Annotated in this window: 19 protein-coding genes; all 19 read left to right on the top strand. The window is 39.9% G+C overall.

The window, feature by feature from the left end:
* Window positions 1-268 precede the first annotated feature (268 nt).
* The 19 genes from NPX98_RS00445 (at window position 269) to NPX98_RS00355 (ending at window position 19,959) form a co-directional block, all read left to right on the top strand.
* Entirely contained in the window at window positions 269-1,516 is a 1,248-nt protein-coding gene (locus NPX98_RS00445; RefSeq protein ID WP_269021986.1) for an aminopeptidase, read from the top strand.
* Window positions 1,517-1,574: 58 nt separating this feature from the next.
* Window positions 1,575-2,450 carry a bifunctional DNA-formamidopyrimidine glycosylase/DNA-(apurinic or apyrimidinic site) lyase gene (gene mutM / locus NPX98_RS00440; protein WP_269021984.1) on the top strand — a complete coding sequence of 292 codons (876 nt, stop codon included), beginning with the start codon at window positions 1,575-1,577 and terminating at the stop codon, window positions 2,448-2,450.
* Between the two features lie 73 nt (window positions 2,451-2,523).
* Window positions 2,524-3,939 (top strand): M20/M25/M40 family metallo-hydrolase, encoded by a 1,416-nt coding sequence (locus NPX98_RS00435; protein WP_269022411.1) that lies wholly within the window; start codon window positions 2,524-2,526, stop codon window positions 3,937-3,939.
* Window positions 3,911-4,531: a ribonuclease D gene (locus NPX98_RS00430; RefSeq protein WP_269021983.1), complete on the top strand. Its 621-nt coding sequence runs from the start codon at window positions 3,911-3,913 to the stop codon at window positions 4,529-4,531. The genes NPX98_RS00435 and NPX98_RS00430 overlap by 29 nt, the downstream gene beginning before the upstream one ends.
* Window positions 4,532-5,374: 843 nt before the next feature.
* Entirely contained in the window at window positions 5,375-5,755 is a 381-nt protein-coding gene (locus tag NPX98_RS00425; protein ID WP_269021982.1) for a hypothetical protein, read from the top strand.
* Between the two features lie 386 nt (window positions 5,756-6,141).
* On the top strand, window positions 6,142-6,987 hold the full coding sequence (locus tag NPX98_RS00420; RefSeq protein ID WP_269021981.1) for an outer membrane protein: 846 nt from the start codon (window positions 6,142-6,144) through the stop codon (window positions 6,985-6,987).
* Window positions 6,988-7,150: 163 nt separating this feature from the next.
* Complete coding sequence (locus tag NPX98_RS00415; protein ID WP_269021980.1) at window positions 7,151-8,146, top strand: outer membrane protein; 996 nt, start codon at window positions 7,151-7,153, stop codon at window positions 8,144-8,146.
* 152 nt (window positions 8,147-8,298) lie between these two features.
* A complete protein-coding gene (locus tag NPX98_RS00410) occupies window positions 8,299-9,327 on the top strand; it encodes an outer membrane protein (protein ID WP_269021979.1) in 1,029 nt (342 codons plus the stop codon).
* Between the two features lie 169 nt (window positions 9,328-9,496).
* Complete coding sequence (locus NPX98_RS00405; protein WP_269021978.1) at window positions 9,497-10,414, top strand: outer membrane protein; 918 nt, start codon at window positions 9,497-9,499, stop codon at window positions 10,412-10,414.
* A 165-nt stretch (window positions 10,415-10,579) separates the two neighbouring features.
* Window positions 10,580-11,269 carry an outer membrane protein gene (locus tag NPX98_RS00400; RefSeq protein WP_269021976.1) on the top strand — a complete coding sequence of 230 codons (690 nt, stop codon included), beginning with the start codon at window positions 10,580-10,582 and terminating at the stop codon, window positions 11,267-11,269.
* 184 nt (window positions 11,270-11,453) lie between these two features.
* Window positions 11,454-12,182, top strand: coding sequence for an outer membrane protein (locus tag NPX98_RS00395; protein WP_269021975.1), 729 nt, complete (start codon window positions 11,454-11,456; stop codon window positions 12,180-12,182).
* A 156-nt stretch (window positions 12,183-12,338) separates the two neighbouring features.
* Window positions 12,339-13,163: an outer membrane protein gene (locus NPX98_RS00390; RefSeq protein WP_269021973.1), complete on the top strand. Its 825-nt coding sequence runs from the start codon at window positions 12,339-12,341 to the stop codon at window positions 13,161-13,163.
* 154 nt (window positions 13,164-13,317) lie between these two features.
* The gene (locus NPX98_RS00385) at window positions 13,318-14,145 is read left to right on the top strand and encodes an outer membrane protein (protein WP_269021971.1); all 828 of its coding nucleotides are present in this window, start codon (window positions 13,318-13,320) and stop codon (window positions 14,143-14,145) included.
* Window positions 14,146-14,299: 154 nt separating this feature from the next.
* Complete coding sequence (locus NPX98_RS00380; RefSeq protein WP_269021970.1) at window positions 14,300-15,127, top strand: outer membrane protein; 828 nt, start codon at window positions 14,300-14,302, stop codon at window positions 15,125-15,127.
* Between the two features lie 154 nt (window positions 15,128-15,281).
* A complete protein-coding gene (locus NPX98_RS00375) occupies window positions 15,282-16,109 on the top strand; it encodes an outer membrane protein (protein ID WP_269021970.1) in 828 nt (275 codons plus the stop codon).
* A gap of 154 nt (window positions 16,110-16,263) precedes the next feature.
* Window positions 16,264-17,091, top strand: coding sequence for an outer membrane protein (locus tag NPX98_RS00370; RefSeq protein WP_269021969.1), 828 nt, complete (start codon window positions 16,264-16,266; stop codon window positions 17,089-17,091).
* 143 nt (window positions 17,092-17,234) lie between these two features.
* On the top strand, window positions 17,235-18,068 hold the full coding sequence (locus NPX98_RS00365) for an outer membrane protein (RefSeq protein ID WP_269021968.1): 834 nt from the start codon (window positions 17,235-17,237) through the stop codon (window positions 18,066-18,068).
* Window positions 18,069-18,222: 154 nt separating this feature from the next.
* The gene (locus tag NPX98_RS00360; protein ID WP_269021966.1) at window positions 18,223-19,050 is read left to right on the top strand and encodes an outer membrane protein; all 828 of its coding nucleotides are present in this window, start codon (window positions 18,223-18,225) and stop codon (window positions 19,048-19,050) included.
* A gap of 141 nt (window positions 19,051-19,191) precedes the next feature.
* Window positions 19,192-19,959: an outer membrane protein gene (locus tag NPX98_RS00355; RefSeq protein ID WP_269021964.1), complete on the top strand. Its 768-nt coding sequence runs from the start codon at window positions 19,192-19,194 to the stop codon at window positions 19,957-19,959.
* Window positions 19,960-19,982: the final 23 nt, after the last annotated feature.

The raw sequence follows: 19,982 nt of genomic DNA, 5'->3' as shown, positions 1-19,982 counted from the left end.
AGAAACCAAGGCAGGGGAAATACAAAATGCGTATTCAATAGAAGTTGCTCAGATGAACAAAACGAACGCGACACCTTTTGTTGTTGCACAACTTGATAGGATTCCCATTCCTACACGTGCACCTGATCGTATGAATATGACAAAGGAACCCAAAGCAATTGTGGCGTATGCTACACCTTTGCCGGATCAGTTAAATGCAGTTGTTGCGATGTTAGAGGCACGGCATAAAAATCAGTAATATTTTGATAGCCAAAGAAGGGTATTGGTCATGTCTTTTGATATCCATGAGGCGATTTCGCCTGAAATGCTTGATCGTCTTGCAGAAGTAACAATAAAAGTAGGGCTGAATTTACAAGAAGGGCAGGATCTTGTTCTCACTGCTCCGGTGATGGCTTTACCCTTAGTCCGGCGTATTGCTTATTATGCCTATAAAGCTGGTGCTGGTGTTATTACACCACTTTTGAGTGATGAAGTACTGTCGCTTATGCGTTTTGAAAGTGCGCATGCTACCAGTTTTGATTGTGCGCCTTCGTGGCTGTATGAAGGGATGGCAAAAGCTTTTGCAAATGGGGCTGCGCGTTTAGCGATCGTTGGTGATGATCCTTTGCTTTTTTTGAATCAAGATTTGAATAAGGTAGCGCGTTTAAATAAGGCGACTTCTATGGCTTATCAGCCTGCTCTTAAGCAAATATCAAAATTTGCTATGAATTGGTCGATTGTTGCTTATCCAACAGTGGGATGGGCTGCAGCGATGTTTCCTGATTTGCCAATTAATAAAGCGATTAAGAAATTAGCTGATGCGATTTTTGCTGCTTCACGCGTTACAGGAGAAAATCCGGTGCATGCATGGAAGGAGCATAATGCAACTTTGAAGCAACGGTCTTCTTGGCTTAATGAGCAGCGTTTTTCCGCTTTGCACTTTACAGGACCAGGTACTGATTTAACAGTTGGTTTGGCAGATGAGCATGAATGGCATGGAGGTGCTTCAACTGCTCAAAACGGTGTTATTTGTAATCCTAATATCCCGACTGAAGAAGTGTTCACGACGCCTCATGCTTATAAGGTTGAAGGTTGTGTTCGTTCGACGAAGCCACTTTCATATCAAGGAGCATTGATTGATAATATAGAGGTACGTTTCGAAGCGGGGCGTATTGTTGATGCATGTGCGTCGACAGGTCAGCAAGTTTTGCAACAGGTTTTACAAAGTGATGAGGGGGCTTGTCGATTAGGCGAAGTCGCTCTTGTTCCACATTCTTCCCCCATTTCTAAGAGTGGTTTACTTTTTTATAATACATTATTTGATGAAAATGCTGCATGTCATATTGCTTTAGGGCAGTGTTATTCCAAGTGTTTTCTGAGTGGGGCATCGCTCACTGCTGAGGAGATTGCGGCGCGTGGTGGCAATAAAAGTGTGATTCATATTGACTGGATGATTGGATCAAGTGAAATAAACATAGATGGTATTACGCAAACTGGCACGAGAATTCCTGTGTTTCGGCAAGGTGAGTGGGCTTAATATCGTTGATTTGTGCAACAGAACTTTGTTTGAAAATGCGTAATGATTAAAAAGATGTATGCCTGAACTTCCTGAAGTAGAAACTGTCCGTCGCGGACTTGAACCGGTTGTGACTGGCGCAAAAATTATATCTGTTACACTCAATCGTAAAGATTTGCGGTTTCCTTTTCCGGAAGCATTTTCCGAGCGTCTTGTGGGTAAGACGATTATAGAGCTTGGTCGGCGGGCGAAATATTTATTGTTCCATCTGTCTCAAAATGAAACAATTTTAAGTCATTTGGGTATGTCGGGATCATGGCGTGTAGAGAATGATTTTTTAAGAGATGAGCATTGTTCTACGGGAAAATTGGTGGCGCATGATCATTTTGTAATGGATATTCAAGCTAAGGACAGTAAAATTTATCGTCTCATTTATAACGATATTCGTCGTTTTGGATTTATGCTTTTGGTGGAAGCAGCGAGGCTTTATGAGCATCCAATGTTAAAGAAGCTTGGTCTTGAGCCTACGGGGAATGCGCTTTCTGGTGCTTATTTACAAAAGGCTTTTATGAATAAGAAAGCACCTCTTAAAGCGGCTTTGCTTGATCAGTCTATCGTTGCAGGTCTTGGGAATATTTATGTTTGTGAAGCACTTTGGCGCAGCCACCTATCCCCACAGCGTGGTGCGTTTACCTTGGCACTGAAAAAAGTGCATGCACGTGAAGCAGCAGATTGTTTAGCACAAAATATACGCGATGTGATTTCTGAAGCAATAGACTCTGGTGGATCTTCTTTGCGTGATTATATTCACACGGATGGGTCTCTTGGTTATTTTCAAAACAATTTTGCGGTTTATGGACGAAAAGGCAAGGAATGCTTGCAATGTGGAACACTGATTGTACGTATTTCGCAGTCTGGGCGTTCAAGCTTTTACTGTCCACAGTGTCAAAAATGAAGAGAGACGTCTTGCAAAATTTTACAACAGGCTTAAAGTCGTATCTGGAGTGCACGAAGATGGAGAGGTTTTTATGCTAAATAAAGTGCTCACACATATTGATGAGAATATAGAAAAGAGCCTTGAACGTCTTTTTTCTCTCTTGCGTTTTGAATCCATTTCTACAGATCCAGTTTATAAGGATGCATGCCGTAGAACAGCTGATTGGATCGTGGAAGATTTGAGAACTATTGGCTTTGAAGCTTCGCGCCGCGATACGCCTGGTCATCCGATGGTTGTTGGACATCATCCAGGACCTTCCGATGATTGTCTGCACGTATTGTTTTATGGGCATTATGATGTTCAGCCCGTTGATCCACTGAATTTATGGGAAGATGGGCCGTTTGAGCCTTCTTTAAAAGAGCGGGATGGAGAAAAGGTCATTTGTGCCCGTGGTGCTTCAGATGATAAAGGTCAGCTTATGACTTTTCTTGAAGCATGCCGTGCGTTTAAAAAAGAGACAGGTCAACTTCCTATTAAAGTGACTGTTTTATTTGAGGGTGAAGAAGAAAGTGGCTCTTCTTCTCTTGTTCCTTTTTTAAAAGAAAATGTTTCTGAACTTAAAGCTGATTGTGCGTTGGTTTGCGATACATCCATGTGGGATGCGGATACACCGTCGATAGCTATTGGTCTTCGGGGGCTTTTGGGAGAAGAGATCATAATCACGGCAGCTAATTGTGATTTACACTCTGGTTATTTTGGAGGAGCAGCAGCCAATCCCATTCGTATTTTAGCTCAAATTTTGGCAGGTCTTCATGATGAAAATGGTCGAATAACATTGCCTGGATTCTATGATGGTGTAGAAGAAACGCCTCCACAGGTTTTGCAAGCCTGGAATGAACTTAATTGCAATGCTGATATATTTCTCAACCCCGTTGGTCTTTCCATTGCTGCTGGCGAAAAGGGACGTAGTGTTTTAGAACAAGTGTGGGCACGTCCTACAGCAGAAATTAATGGTATTAGTGGTGGTTATGAGGGTGAGGGGTTTAAAACAGTTATAGCTTCTCAAGCATGTGCAAAAGTTTCTTTTCGTTTGGTTCATAAACAAAACCCAGAAAAAATACGTCAAGTTTTTCGCAATTATGTGCGTCGTTTTATTCCCGCTGACTGTACAGTTGACTTTAAGGAATATGGCGCTTCTCCAGCTATTCAGGTTTCTTATGATTCTCCTTTCATTGAGGCAGCGAAGGATGCATTATCACAGGAATGGGGAAGGCCTGCTTTATTAACTGCTATGGGTGGTTCAATCCCAGTTGTTGGAGATTTTAAGTCGATTCTTGATATGGAAACTGTTTTGGTTGGATTTGCATTAGCTGATGACCGTATCCATTCTCCTAATGAAAAATATAATCTAAAATCGTTTCACAAGGGACAGCGCTCTTGGGCGCGTATTCTTGCAACCTTAGCAAATAGGAGGATAGATGACAGAAATTCGTGTGCACCAAGGTGATTTACCGAATTTGGACAGTTATTGTGTCGAGGCTGTTGCGGTTGATACCGAAACTTTGGGATTGCAACCATACCGTGATCGCTTATGTGTGGTTCAGCTTTCTTCTGGAGATGGTTCTGCTGACATTATACAGATTGCCAAAGGACAAAACAGCGCTCCCAATTTGGTTAAATTGCTTGAAGATCAAGCAATCACCAAAATATTTCATTTTGGGCGTTTTGATCTTGCTATTTTAGCCCATACATTTGGTGTTATGCCAGAATCTGTCTTTTGTACAAAGATTGCATCAAAACTCACGCGCACATATACAGATCGTCATGGATTGAAAGAAATTTGTAGCGAATTGCTGAATATTAATATTTCTAAACAGCAACAGTCATCGGATTGGGCTGCAGAAACTTTATCGCGTGCACAAATTGAATATGCAGCATCTGATGTTTTATATCTACATCGATTAAAAGATGTGTTGGAAGAACGTCTAAGGCGCGAAGAGCGGGAACATGTTGCAAAGGCATGTTTTCAATTTTTGCCTATGAGGGCAAAACTTGATCTTTTGGGATGGCCGGAGGTTGATATTTTTGCCCATAGCTGAGCTTGAAGGTTTGTTTTTCATCTGAAAACAGGGAAAATGATTGGTGCTGTAGAATAGAAGGTTTATATCATAGATATTTTTTCTTTATTTATGGTTTCATCATCTATTGCTCTCATAGCAATTTATGGTGCAATTCATTTATGAATGATGCGCTTTAATTTGAAGATTGCATAGGGCAGTGCATTTATAAGTATGCAGCTTTGTGGCTTCGTCTGTCTTCATTTTCGTTGAGTTAAAAGGGCAAAGCAGGGGATGAAGTAGAAAAATGGGGCCATTGTTGCGCTCATTAAAGCCTAAAAAGCCTAAGCGTCTTCATGCTGTCAGGATTCCAGTTGGCGATATGGAAGTGAGATATGATGTTTAGAGAAATGGACAGACAAGCACTTAGGTATAATGTGGTTTTGCTGATAGCATAATCTTTGGGGCATGCGCCCTTTCAAGGTATTATTTCACTTTTGATTAAGTGAAACTTAGTATATTGCTCATTTGACAAATAAACAAAGAGACAGGTTGACTATATATCTGTGGTTTAATGCTGAATGCAATAATTGATCATGTTCGTTTGTGTACATAATGTAATATATTATACGGATTTTGATCAAAGAATTTTCCAGGAATAAGTTTGAGATTGGTTATAAAACAAATAATTTCCACGTTATTATAGCTTAAAAGTTCCCATTTATATGTGAGATTAAATTGTTAAAAGGCTCTGTCGTTGATGGAGCCTTTGTTCTTTTTATCATTTTATCATTTTATCATTTTTACCATAGATACTTGAAAAGAGAGTTACAATGAAGTATATCAATAAAACACATTTTGGATATTTAATATGGAGGTTAAGTTATGAACGTAAAATGTTTTTTTGCAGCATCTGCTTTTGCTTTGTTTTCAGTTTCTTCTGCTCAGGGTTCTGGTTTTGTGACACTTAAAGAAGTGATGCAAAGTATTGTTTCCTTAGTTTCTTCTGTAAATCTTCGCTCAAGCGGACAGGTGGATGGTTTTTTGAAGGATGTTGTTCAAGTAAGGTCTTTTTATACTGCTAGGGGGCATGGCTTATGGTCACGGTTTAGCGCGTTAAACTATTTGGGTAAGTCACATACGCCCTCACATACGCACTTACATGAGAGACCACATACTACGCACTCACATGAGAAGAAACCACATCATAGACCTAAGAAAAGAACAAATTGGCCAAGGTTATCGCGAGGTCCAATGAGTTTTTAGCAAACGCTAAGGAAGCTTCAAAGCATTGTTTCCACACTGTTAGTGAGGGGAGGCGAGTGATTGAAGTTTTTTAGGCAACTTGACAACTGAAATTAAAGTTGAGTTGCATTTTTGGCTGAGGTTATTCATTTTATGCAAAATGTAAGCTCCTAGATTTTGATAAAAGAAGTGCACCATAAAGAAGGTGCTTGATTACAAAATCAGTACATTTCGCAAAACGCTCAAACCGACACATTATTGCACAATTAAATTGTTAAGTAAATCTCTAAGAGGCTTCCTCTTTGAAGGAAGCCGTTATTTTTTTTGTAACTGTGTTATTTTTGCTACAGATGTTTATTGGAAGGGCACTATATGGGCAAATATGTTTAAATGTTATGGAGAAATTTATGAATATGAAATGTTTAATGACGGCCTCTATTTTTGCTTTGGTTTCAGCTTCTGCTGCACAGGCAGCTGATATTATGGTTCATCATCAACCAGAACCAATTATTTCATCCGTTGTTCCATCCGTTGTTGTTGCACCTACTTTTTCTTGGACAGGTGTGTATTTTGGTGGTCAGATTGGTGGTTTTTCGAGTAAGACTAGCCTAGAAGGTGAGAAGCTAATCGACACAATACGCAAAAGTTCATTGCCTAAACTTTCAGGTTTTGTAGGGGGGCTTTATGCGGGTTACGATGTTGATCTCGGTAATGGTCTTATTCTAGGGTTTGATACAGATTGGGTCTGGTCTGATAAGAAAGACACAACAGTAGTAGAGAAGTATACTCTTGGTCCAGCTGATTTAGCTGTTGCTAAGAAAATCTTGCAAGACGCAGGAATCAAAATTGAAGGCAATGTAGAACTTAAAGCGGGTGATAAAGGAGTTGATAGTTTGTCTTTAGAAGAAAATTGGGCTGGTGCTACGCGTGCACGTATTGGTTTTGGTATTAATCGTATTATGCCTTATATTGCTGGCGGTGTTGCCTATGCGCAGCTTAAAGATGTTGCATCGATATCAATACAAGATAAGGATACAGGTAATGTAATTGCTCAGGGAGATTTGTCTGATGAGACAAAAACAATGATTGGTTATACACTTGGTGCTGGTGTTGCTTTTGCAATGACTGACAATATTGTTGCGCGTGCGGAGTATCGTTACTCAGACTTTGGCAAAAAGAAACTTATAAAGGACAACTTTGAATTGGGTTACAAGACTAACAATTTCCGCGTTGGTGTTGCTTACAAATTCTAATTGGTTGCATAATTAAATCGTTAAGAGGCCCTATCTCTGATAGGGCTTTTATTTTTTTATATGTGTGACATTTTTACTACAGATTTTTTGAACGTAGATGTGTAGTATCAAACAATGAGTATGAGATAATTGTATATCTCAACTATTAACTATGGAGCAATTTATGAATATGAAATATTTAGTAGCGGCATCTGTTGCTGCTATAATCTCAATGTCTGTCGCACAAGCTGCGGACACTATGATCCCTCAAGAAGTAGCATCAAAGGTACCATCAGAAGTACCATCAGAGGTAGAATCAATAGTTGTCGCCCCTGATTTTTCTTGGACAGGTGTGTATTTTGGTGGTCAAATTGGTTGGGCTTTTGGTGATGCTAAGGTGGTCAAAGATAAGTCTGAAAAGCAGGAAAACAGTGCGGATCGTACACAGGATCTTTCAGGTTTGAATCGTACACAGGATCTTTCAGGTTTGATCGGTGGGGCGTATGCAGGTTACAATGTTGATCTTGGTAGAAACTTTGTGCTGGGTGTTGATACAGATGTAATTTTGTCTGGCAAAAAGAGTTCATCTTTCCCAGAGACGCCAGAGAGGAAAGAGATAGAGACTGGTAAGACAGAAGAGGTAAAGGCACAATTAGAGGAATTAGGATTCTCCAAAGAGAAAATTGGAAACGCAAAATTTGAGGAAGGCAGTTCAGTAGAACTAAAAAACAGTGTCTCTCTAAAAGAAAAGTGGGCTGGTGCAACACGGGTGGTTGTTGGTTATGCTCTTGATCGTATGATGCCTTATGTTGCTGGGGGTGTTGCTTATGGGCAGATTGAAAGTTCAGGGCAAGCAGCAGCGCAAGTGCGGGCAGCAGAGAAAAAGTTAGAGAAAGATGGAGAAGACGCTGAGCAAGGAGCAGAACCTGAGAAAGGTGAGTATGATCTCGGTTCTTCTTCTAAGCCATGGGATAAGACGAATACACTGGCGGGTTTCACGCTTGGTGCGGGTGTTGCTTATGCAGTGACTGACAATATTGTTGCGCGTGTGGAATATCGTTACACGGATTATTCGAGTTTTGGTAAAGGTAAATTCCAAAAGGATATATTAAATAAAACTGAAGAAGAATATTCTTACAAAACCAATGATTTCCGCGTTGGTGTTGCTTACAAATTCTAATTTTTGCAATTAAAGCGTTAAAAGTCCTATCTTTGATAGGGCTTTTGTTTTGCTTATAGCTGTTATTTTGCCACAGATTTTTATGTGTCACATAAAAACGAACGGAGGTGTGCGGTAATTATACATCTCAAATATTACTATGGAGCAAATTTATGAATATGAAATATTTAATGGCGGTCTCTGTTGCTGCTGTGATTTCGGTATCTGCTGCACAGGCGGCAGATACTATCCTTCGAGAAGGAGTACCATCAGAGGCGCTATCCTCACAGGAAGGAGTACCATCAGAGGTGCTATCCTCACGAGAAGTACCATCAGAGGCACTATCATCAGTAGTAGGATCGGTTGTTGCTACCGTAGAACAGCCGGTTCTTGCTGCTCCTGATTTTTCTTGGACAGGTGTTTATGTTGGTGGTCAGATTGGTTGGGCTTTCAGTGATATAAAAGAGGTAGAAAATAAGTCTGCTGGTGAGCTGAAAAAAAGTTCGGATTCAATTTCAGGTTTAATAAGCGGTTTATATGCGGGTTATAATTTTGATCTTAGCGAAAGCCTCGTCTTGGGTGTTGATACGGATATTACTTTTTCTGCCGATTTAGATTCAAAAAAGTGGAAACCAGAGGCCAAAACGGTTGATTCTTTAGCTTTGGCACCTGCCATCAAGGAAAAATTAGATGAGCTGAAACTCGATGTTAAAGGGGAAACATTGGAAGAAGGTGATAAAATAACCTTGGGTGGTAGTAGTACTGTGAAAGAAAATTGGGGTGGGGCGACACGATTGGTTGTTGGTTATGCTCTTGATCGTATGATGCCTTATGTTGCTGGTGGTATTGCTTATGGGCAGATTCAAGATAAGGCATTGGTATCGATGTCTTTGGAGAAAAAGAATCCAGGAAAAGATGAAGCACCTGTTCCCTCAAAAAAAGATTCTGCTATTGCATGGGATGATGTAGATACACTAGTCGGTTATACTGTTGGTGGTGGTGTTGCTTATGCAGTGACTAACGATATTGTCGCGCGTGTGGAATATCGTTACACGGATTATACGGGTTTTGGTAAGCTTAAACTCGGAAAAGATGTATCAGGTAAATTGGAACATGAGACATCCGTGTTAGATATAAAAAGTAAATCTGAAAATTCTTATACGAATCACGTTCTCCGCGTTGGAGTTGCTTACAAATTCTAATTGCTTGAAGAATTAAATCGCTAAAAAGCCCTATATTTGATGGGGCTTTTGTTTTTTTTATGGCTGTGTTATTTTACTACAGATTTTTTGAGTGTAAGTGTAGATGTGTAGTATTAAACATTGGGTATGCGATATTATACATCTCAAACATTGGCTATGGAGTAGATTTATGAATATGAAACATTTAGTAGTGGCTTTTGTTGTTGCTGTGGTTTCGACATCTACAGTACAGGCAGCAGATGTTATAATTCCTCAAGAAGTAACATCAGAAGAAGTAGTGTCAGGAGTAACATCATCAGAAGTGGTGTCAGGAGTAGAGCCAGTGAATACTATCGCTCCTGCTTTTTCGTGGACAGGTTTTTATATTGGTGGTCAGATAGGTTGGTCTCTCGGTGATGCAAAAGAATTAGAAAATAAGTCTGGTGATGAGCAGCAAAACAATTCAAATCTTAACTCACGTACACTTTCAGGTTTCATAGGCGGGGTATACGCGGGTTACGATATTGAGCTTGGCGGAAATCTTATCCTGGGTGCTGATACGGATATAGTTTTGTCAGGCAAGAAAGATACAAAAGAAGAAGAGCCATATACTTTGACTACAGCAAATGCGCCTCATTTTAAGTACAAATTAGAGGAAACGAAAGTCTCTTTTAGCAACGAGATAACATTTAAAGATGGTGATAAAGTAACGGAGAGTCTCACTTTAAAAGAAAAGTGGTCAGGTGCTACACGCGTGCGTATTGGTTATGCTCTCGATCGTATGATGCCTTATGTTTCTGGTGGTGTTGCTTATGCGCAGATACAAGATATGGCATCGATATTCGTTGAAAGAGAGGGTAGATCTGAATCAACAGCTGAAACAATTGTTTCTGGTGACACGTTGGATAAGACGGATACACTGTTTGGTTATACGCTTGGTGGTGGTGTTGCTTATGCTGTGACGGACAATCTTGTTGCGCTTGCGGAATATCGCTATACCGATTTTGGTAAAAGTAAATTCGTAACAAATGCATTAGATGTAGAAAAACAATCTGAATATTCTTATAAAACTAATGATTTTCGCGTTGGAGTTGCTTTCAAATTTTAGTCTTTTGCCCAATCAATCGTTGAAAAAGTCCTATCTTTGATGGGGCTTTTAAGTTTTTTATTTCTGTGGCATTTTTACTACAGATTTTTTGAGTATTAATGTATAGCATTAAACGAAAGATGTGCGATAATTGTACATCTCAAATATTATCTATGGAGTGAATTTATGAATATGAGATATTTAGTAGCGGCATCTGTTGCCGCTGTAGTTTCTGTGTCTGTAGCACAGGCACAAAGCTTTACGATCTCTACAGGAAAAGCAGCAGCTTTTTCATGGGCAGGTCTTTATATTGGTGTTCAGGGTGGTCATTCTTCGTTTTCTAAGCCGGCTGATTCTGAAGCATCGAGTGTCCCAGATAAGAAACTAGGCGATGAAACAAAAAAGTCAGATCTGTTGTCAAATGTAGTAGGTGGTATATATGCTGGTTACAATTTTGATTTGGGTGGTAACCTCATCCTAGGTGTTGATACGGATGCAGTGTTGTCTGGTAGCGCTTTTACAAAGGGTAAAAATGGTACAGACAGAAAAATGCAAGAAAACTGGTCTGGGGCAACACGTGCACGTGTAGGTTTTTCTTTTGGTCGTATGATGCCTTATGCGGCTGGTGGTATTGTTTATGCACAGCTTAAAGCCGCTGCAGAGGATAACGATTTGGCAGATGCTGGCGATAAGATTAAAATGGGTTATACTCTTGGTGGTGGTCTTGAGTTTGCAGCTATTGACAATGTTATTGTGCGTGGAGAATATCGTCATTCTGGCTTTGGTGATTTCAAATTAACAACGTCTATGAGCGAGCTATATAAAGCTTCCTATACAACTAATGATTTCCGCGTTGGTGTTGCTTTCAAATTCTAATTGATTGAATACTTCAATTATTAAAAGGTCCTGTCTTTGATGGGACTTTTATTTTTTTATGATTGTGGCATTTTTATCACGTTTTTTAGAATATTTTTAGAATATTTTTAGAATGTTAATGTATAACATTCGGTATAGGTGTGCGGTGATGATGCATCTCAGATATTATCTATGGAGTAAATTTATGAAGATAAAATATTTAGTAGCGGCATCTTTTGCTGCTGTGGTTTCCATGTCTGTAGCGCAGGCACAAGGCTTTATGCTTTCTACAGGAAAAGCAGCAGCTTTTTCATGGACAGGTATTTATATTGGTTCTCAGGTGGGAAGCTCTAAGATTGTGAAAGATTCGAAGTTGGGGGAAACGAAAAAAACACAGATGGAATCAGATTCGAACGATTCATCTCTGTTTGCATCTCTGTTTTCAAATTTGGGAGGTGGTATATATGCTGGTTACAATATGGATTTTGGCAGTGGTGGTATTGTCTTCGGTCTTGATACGGATGTGTCTGTGTTGAGCAAAAAAGGTATAAAATATGATGATGTAGACAATATAATAAAAATCTTAACTGAAAACTGGTCTGGTGCGACACGGTTTCGTGCTGGTTTTTCTCTTGGTCGTATGATGCCTTATGCTGCTGCTGGTATTACCTATACGCAGCTTCAAGTGGCAGAAGAGGATAAGGATAGTGATGATCTGGTAAAGAGTGATCAGGTGAAGGTTGGTTATACTCTTGGTGGAGGTTTTGATTTTGCAGTGACTGATGGTGTTATTGTACGTGGGGAATATCGTCATTCGGCTTTTGGTAAAGTCAAACTAAAACCAGACTTAAATAATTTAACAGATCTCAGCAATCTATATGAAACTTCTTATAAAACCAATGATTTCCGCGTTGGTGTTGCTTTTAAATTCTAATTTGTTGAATATTAAGTCTCTAAAGGGCTCTGTCTTTGACAGAGCTTTTGCTATTTTTGTGGCATTTTTTACAGATTTTTGAGTATTTAGTGTATAGCATTAAACGATAGATGTACGATAATAGGACATCTCGAATATCATCTATGGAGCAAATTTATGAATATGAAATATTGGGGTGTGGCATCTGTTGCTGCAGTTGTTTCATTGTCTGCAGCACAGGCGCAGGTTTTTACTATCTCTAAAAGAGCAGAAACAAAATCGAATTTTTCTTGGTCGGGTTTTTATGTTGGTGCTCAGGGGGGGGATGTTTCCTCTGACCTAAAAGGCCCACTTCCTATTTTTGATGGAGCTAATGAGGATTTGTCCGGTTTAGCAGTTGGCTTATATGCTGGTTACAATACGAATTTTAACAATTCCTTTGTTCTCGGTATTGATACAGATGTGCTTTTGTTAAGCAAAAAACATGAGTACATCCAAAGGAAGACGAAGACAAGAGAAGAGGTCACAAAGAAACTGGGGATCACGTCGGTAGAGGGTGCAAAATTGGGAGGGAATAATGCTGTTCATCCAATATTATCGACTCAAGTCAATTTTACTGGTGCGACATCGACTCAAGTCAATTTTACTGGTGCGACGCGGGTGCGTGTTGGTTTTTCTTTTGGTCGTCTTATGCCTTATGTTGCTGGCGGTGTTGCTTATGCACAGCTTCAAAATACAGCACCGAAATTAATTGAAGAAAAGGAGCAAGTTAAACCACTTGTTTCTACTAACACATCGGATAAGACAGAAACAATGGTGGGCTATACTCTTGGTGGGGGTATTGCTTTTGCAGTGATTCACAATATTGTTGTGCGGGCAGAATATCGCTATTCAGATTTTGGTAAAAGAAAATTGCACGGGGATGTATTCGTCTTAGATAATATAGCTGAACATTCTTATAAAACCAACGATTTCCGTGCTGGTATTGCTTTCAAATTCTAATTGATTGAACAATGAAATTGCTAGGAAGCTCTGTCTTTGACGGGGCTTTTTCTATTTTTGTGATATTTTTATTACAGATTTTTGAGCGTGTTTGTGTAATACTAAATTTTAGATTTGCGTATTACATCTCAAATATCATCTATGGAGCAAATTTATGAATATGAAATGTTGGGGAGTGGCATTTATTGCTGCGGTTGTTTCATTGTCTGCAGCACAGGCGCAGGTTTCTACGACCTCTAAAAGAGCAGAATCAAATTTTTCTTGGTTGGGTTTTTATGTTGGTGCTCAGGGGGGGTATGTTGCCACTGACCTAAAAAGCCCGATTCTTAATTTCAGTAGAGCTAGTAAGGATTTGTCAGGTTTAGCAGCTGGCGTATATGCTGGTTACAATGTGAATTTTAGCAATTCCTTTGTTCTCGGTATTGATACAGATGTGCTTTTGTCAAGCAAAAAACATGAGTACACCAGATTGAAGACGCAGGCAAAAGAAGAGGTCATAAAGCAACTGGGGATCACGTTGGTAGAGGGTGCAAAATTGGGAGACGATAGTGCTGTCCATCAAGTATTATCGACTCAAGTCAATTTTACCGGTGCGACGCGGGTGCGTGCTGGTTTTTCTCTTGGTCATCTTATGCCTTATGTTGCTGGCGGTGTTGCTTATGCGGGGGTGCCGCAGACAGGGGTTTATCAAGTTACACAAGAAGGATACAGAGGCCCATTTGACCCAGAAGGTAAAGTTGTGGGTGGGGAAGTAATCGGTACTGCTGTTGTTTGGCCTACTAAGTCTCAGATGAAGATTGGTTATACGCTTGGTGGTGGTCTTGATGTTGCAGTGACTGACCATATTGCTGTGCGTGCAGAATATCGTTATACGGATTTTGGTAAAGTTACACTCGTATATGATGTATATTTTCCAGACAACACGAAGGAGCTAGATTATAAAATCAATGATTTCCATGCTGGTGTTGCTTTCAAATTCTAATTTGTTGAATAATTTAGTCTCTAAAGGGCTCTGTCTTTGACGGGGCTTTTTCTATTTTTGTGATATTTTTATTACAGATTTTTGAGCGTGTTTGTGTAATACTAAATTTTAGATTTGCGTATTACATCTCGAATATCATCTATGGAGCAAATTTATGAATATGAAATATTGGGGAGTGGCATTTATTGCTGCGGTTGTTTCATTGTCTGCAGCACAGGCGCAGGTTTCTACGACCTCTAAAAGAGCAGAATCGAATTTTTCTTGGTCGGGTTTGTATGTTGGTGCTCAGGGGGGGGATGTTTTCTCTGACCTAAAAGGCCTGCATTCTATTTTTAATAGATCTAGTAAGGATTTGTCAGGTTTAGCAGCTGGCGTATATGCTGGTAAAAATATGAATTTTAGCGATTACTTTGTTCTCGGTATTGATACAGATGTGCTTTTGTTAAGCAAAAAACATGAGTACACCAGATTGAAGACGCAGGCAAAAGAAGAGGTCATAAAGCAACTGGGGATCACGTTGGTAGAGGGTGCAAAATTGGGAGACGATAGTGCTGTCCATCAAGTATTATCGACTCAAGTCAATTTTACCGGTGCGACGCGGGTGCGTGCTGGTTTTTCTCTTGGTCATCTTATGCCTTATGTTGCTGGCGGTGTTGCTTATGCGGGGGTGCCGCAGACAGGGGTTTATCAAGTTACACAAGAAGGATACAGAGGCCCATTTGACCCAGAAGGTAAAGTTGTGGGTGGGGAAGTAATCGGTACTGCTGTTGTTTGGCCTACTAAGTCTCAGATGAAGATTGGTTATACGCTTGGTGGTGGTCTTGATGTTGCAGTGACTGACCATATTGCTGTGCGTGCAGAATATCGTTATACGGATTTTGGTAAAGTTACACTCGTATATGATGTATATTTTCCAGACAACACGAAGGAGCTAGATTATAAAATCAATGATTTCCATGCTGGTGTTGCTTTCAAATTCTAATTTGTTGAATAATTTAGTCTCTAAAGGGCTCTGTCTTTGACGGGGCTTTTTCTATTTTTGTGATATTTTTATTACAGATTTTTGAGCGTGTTTGTGTAATACTAAATTTTAGATTTGCGTATTACATCTCGAATATCATCTATGGAGCAAATTTATGAATATGAAATATTGGGGAGTGGCATTTATTGCTGCGGTTGTTTCATTGTCTGCAGCACAGGCGCAGGTTTCTACGACCTCTAAAAGAGCAGAATCGAATTTTTCTTGGTCGGGTTTGTATGTTGGTGCTCAGGGGGGGGATGTTTTCTCTGACCTAAAAGGCCTGCATTCTATTTTTAATAGATCTAGTAAGGATTTGTCAGGTTTAGCAGCTGGCGTATATGCTGGTAAAAATATGAATTTTAGCGATTACTTTGTTCTCGGTATTGATACAGATGTGCTTTTGTTAAGCAAAAAACATGAGTACACCAGATTGAAGACGCAGGCAAAAGAAGAGGTCATAAAGCAACTGGGGATCACGTTGGTAGAGGGTGCAAAATTGGGAGACGATAGTGCTGTCCATCAAGTATTATCGACTCAAGTCAATTTTACCGGTGCGACGCGGGTGCGTGCTGGTTTTTCTCTTGGTCATCTTATGCCTTATGTTGCTGGCGGTGTTGCTTATGCGGGGGTGCCGCAGACAGGGGTTTATCAAGTTACACAAGAAGGATACAGAGGCCCATTTGACCCAGAAGGTAAAGTTGTGGGTGGGGAAGTAATCGGTACTGCTGTTGTTTGGCCTACTAAGTCTCAGATGAAGATTGGTTATACGCTTGGTGGTGGTCTTGATGTTGCAGTGACTGACCATATTGCTGTGCGTGCAGAATATCGTTATACGGATTTTGGTAAAGTTACACTCGTATATGATGTATATTTTCCAGACAACACGAAGGAGCTAGATTATAAAATCAATGATTTCCATGCTGGTGTTGCTTTCAAATTCTAATTTGTTGAATAATTTAGTCTCTAAAGGGCTCTGTCTTTGACGGGGCTTTTTCTATTTTTGTGATATTTTTATTACAGATTTTTGAGCGTGTTTGTGTAATACTAAATTTTAGATTTGCGTATTACATCTCGAATATCATCTATGGAGCAAATTTATGAATATGAAATATTGGGGAGTGGCATTTATTGCTGCGGTTGTTTCATTGTCTGCAGCACAGGCGCAGGTTTCTACGACCTCTAAAAGAGCAGAATCGAATTTTTCTTGGTCGGGTTTGTATGTTGGTGCTCAGGGGGGGGATGTTTTCTCTGACCTAAAAGGCCTGCATTCTATTTTTAATAGATCTAGTAAGGATTTGTCAGGTTTAGCAGCTGGCGTATATGCTGGTAAAAATATGAATTTTAGCGATTACTTTGTTCTCGGTATTGATACAGATGTGCTTTTGTTAAGCAAAAAACATGAGTACACCAGATTGAAGACGCAGGCAAAAGAAGAGGTCATAAAGCAACTGGGGATCACGTTGGTAGAGGGTGCAAAATTGGGAGACGATAGTGCTGTCCATCACGTATTATCGACTCAAGTCAATTTTACTGGTGCGACGCGGGTGCGTGCTGGTTTTTCTCTTGGCCATCTTATGCTTTATGTTGCTGGCGGTGTTGCTTATACGGGGGTGCAGCAGACAGGATTTTATCAAGTTACACAAGAAGGACACAGAGGCCCATTTGACCCAGAGGGTAAAGTTGTGGGTGGGAAAGTAATCGGTACTGGTATTGTTTGGCCTACCGAGATACAGATAAAGATTGGTTATATTCTTAGTGGTGGTCTTGATGTTGCAGTGACTGACCATATTGCTATGCGTGCAGAATATCGTTATACGGATTTTGGTAAATTTGCACTCGTATATGACATATATTTTCCAGACAAAACGAAGGAGATAAGTTATAAAATCAATGATTTCCGCGTTGGTATTGCTTTCAAATTCTAATTGATTGAACAATGAAATTGCTAGGAAGCTCTATCTTTGATGGGGCTTTTTTTATTTTTGTGACATTTTTATTGCAGATATTTGAGCGTGTTTGTGTAATACTAAATTTATTACATCTCAAATATCATCTATGGAGCAAATTTATGAATATGAAATCTTGGATAGCGGCATCTGTTGTTGCTGTGCTTTCATTGTCAGCAGCACAGGCGCAGGTTTCTGCGACCTATAAAAGAGCAGAATCAAAATCAAATTTTGCTTGGTCGGGTTTTTATGTTGGTGCTCAGGGGGGGTATGTTGCCACTGATCTAAAATACCAGTTTCCTTATGGTCTTAGTGTTAGTGAGGATTTGTCAGGTTTAGCATCTGGCGTATATGCTGGTTACAATGTGAATTTTAGCAATTCCTTTGTTCTCGGTATTGATACAGATGTGCTTTTGTTAAGCAAAAAACATGAGTCCACCAGATTGAGGTCGCAGGCAACAGAAGAGGTCATAAAGCAACTGGGGATCACGTTGGTAGAGGGTGCACAATTGGGAAAGAATAGTGCTCTCTATGAAGCATTATCGACTCAAGTCAATTTTACTGGTGCGACGCGGGTGCGTGCTGGCTTTTCTTTTGGTCGTATGATGCCTTATGTTGCTGGCGGTGTTGCTTATGTGGGGCTGCAGCAGACAGGAGTTTATCAAGTTACACAAGAAGGATACATCCGCCCAGCTAACCTAGAAGGTAAAGTTGTGGGTGGGGAAGTAATCGGTACTGCTGTTTATTGGCCTACTCAGTCACAGATGCAGATTGGTTATACTCTTGGTGGTGGTCTTGATGTTGCAGTGATTGACAATATTGCTGTGCGTGCAGAATATCGCTATTCAGATTTTGGTAAAATTACACCCGCATATGACGCAGCTTATCCAGACAGAATGAAAAAGGTAAGTTATAAAACCAATGATTTCCGTGCTGGTGTTGCTTTCAAATTCTAATTGATTGAACAATGAAATTGCTAGGAAGCTCTGTCTTTGATGGAGCTTTTTCTATTTTTGTGACATTTTTATTGCAGATATTTGAGCGTGTTTGTGTAATACTAAATTTTAGATTTGCGTATTACATCTCGAATATCATCTATGGAGCAAATTTATGAATATGAAAGATTGGGGAGTGGCATTTATTGCTGCGGTTGTTTCATTGTCTGCAGCACAGGCGCAGGTTTCTACTACTTCTAAAAGAGCAGACTCAAATTTTTCTTGGTCGGGTTTTTATGTTGGTGCTCAGCAGGGGTATGTTTCCACTGACTTAAAAGACCCGTTTCCTTATTACATTAGAGCTAGTAAGGATTTGTCAGGTTTAGCAGCTGGCGTATATGCTGGTTACAATATGAATTTTAGCAATTATTTTGTTCTCGGTATTGATACAGATGTGCTTTTGTCAAGCAAAAAACATGAGTCCACAGGCGAGATGGTGAGGGTAGGAGAAGATTTCTTAAAGCAACTGGGGATCACGTTGGTAGAGGGTGCAAAATTGGGAAAGGATAGTGCTGTCGATACAGTATTATCGACTCAAGTCGATTTTACTGGTGCGACGCGGGTGTGTGCTGGCTTTTCTCTTGGTCGTATGATGCCTTATGTTGCTGGTGGTGTTGCTTATGTGGAGATGCAGCAGGCAGGACTTTATCAAGTTACACAAGAAGGATTCAGTATCCCATTTGACCCAGAAGGTAAAGTTGTGGGTGGGGAAGTAATCGGTACTGGTGTTCGTTGGCCTGCTAAGTCACAGATGAAGATTGGTTATACGCTTGGTGGTGGTCTTGATGTTGCAGTGACTGACAATATTGCTGTGCGTGCAGAATATCGTTATACGGATTTTGGTGAAATTCCATTCGTATATGACGCAGCTTATCCAGATAGAATGAAAAAGGGAAGTTATAAAACCAATGATTTCCGTGCTGGTGTTGCTTTCAAATTCTAATTGATTGAACAATGAAATTGCTAGGAAGCTCTGTCTTTGATGGGGGTTTTATTTTTTCTATAGCTGTTTCATTTTTGCTACAGATATTTGAGGTTCGAGATTTATATAGGCTATGTATTCGGATACTTACGGAGTAAATTTATGAATACAAAATGTTTTATTACGGTCTCTATTTCCGCTTTTATTTTATCTTCGGCCGCGCAGGCAGCAGATGTGAAGATCTCTCATAAAGTAATACCGGTTGTTTCATCGATTGTTGAAGCGCCTATTTTTTCTTGGACAGGGTTTTATCTTGGAGGTCAGTTTGGTGATTTTTCAAGTCGGCCTTCTTTAAGTCTTCTTGGGGATGCTAATGCATTGGCCTTAATGCGTAAAAATGCAGTGCCACAACCGTCCGGTTTAATAAGTGGTGTTTATGCCGGTTCTAATGTTGATGTTGGGAATGGCTTAATTCTGGGTATTGATACGGATATTAATTGGGTTGAACGAGAGGATACAAAAACTGTTTTTATTGAAAAAATTGGTGATGACAACGCTCAGAAAGGCGATGTTATCCATCGTAATCATACTTTAAAACAAAAGTGGACTGGTGCTACGCGGATGCGTGTTGGTTTTGCTATTAATCGTATGATGCCTTATGTCTCTGCTGGTATTGCCTATACGCGGCTTCAAAATATCATTTCAACATCGATTAAAGAAACAGTTCTTCCTAAGAACGTGGTAGATTCAACAAAAGCAATGGTTGGTTATACGCTTGCTGCAGGGGTTGATTTTGTTATGACCGACAATTTTATTGCGCGTGCGGAATATCGTTATGCGGATTTTGGTAAAAAGAAATTTGTAAAGAACGCAGAGAAACTTGGTTACAAGACTAATGATTTCCGTATTGGTGTCGCTTATAAATTCTAATTTATTGCTTTCTAATTTATTAC

It is taken from the genome of Bartonella sp. A05, assembly GCF_026930145.1.
Taxonomy (GTDB): Bacteria; Pseudomonadota; Alphaproteobacteria; order Rhizobiales; family Rhizobiaceae; genus Bartonella.
This window is presented reverse-complemented; position numbering and strand designations above follow the sequence as displayed.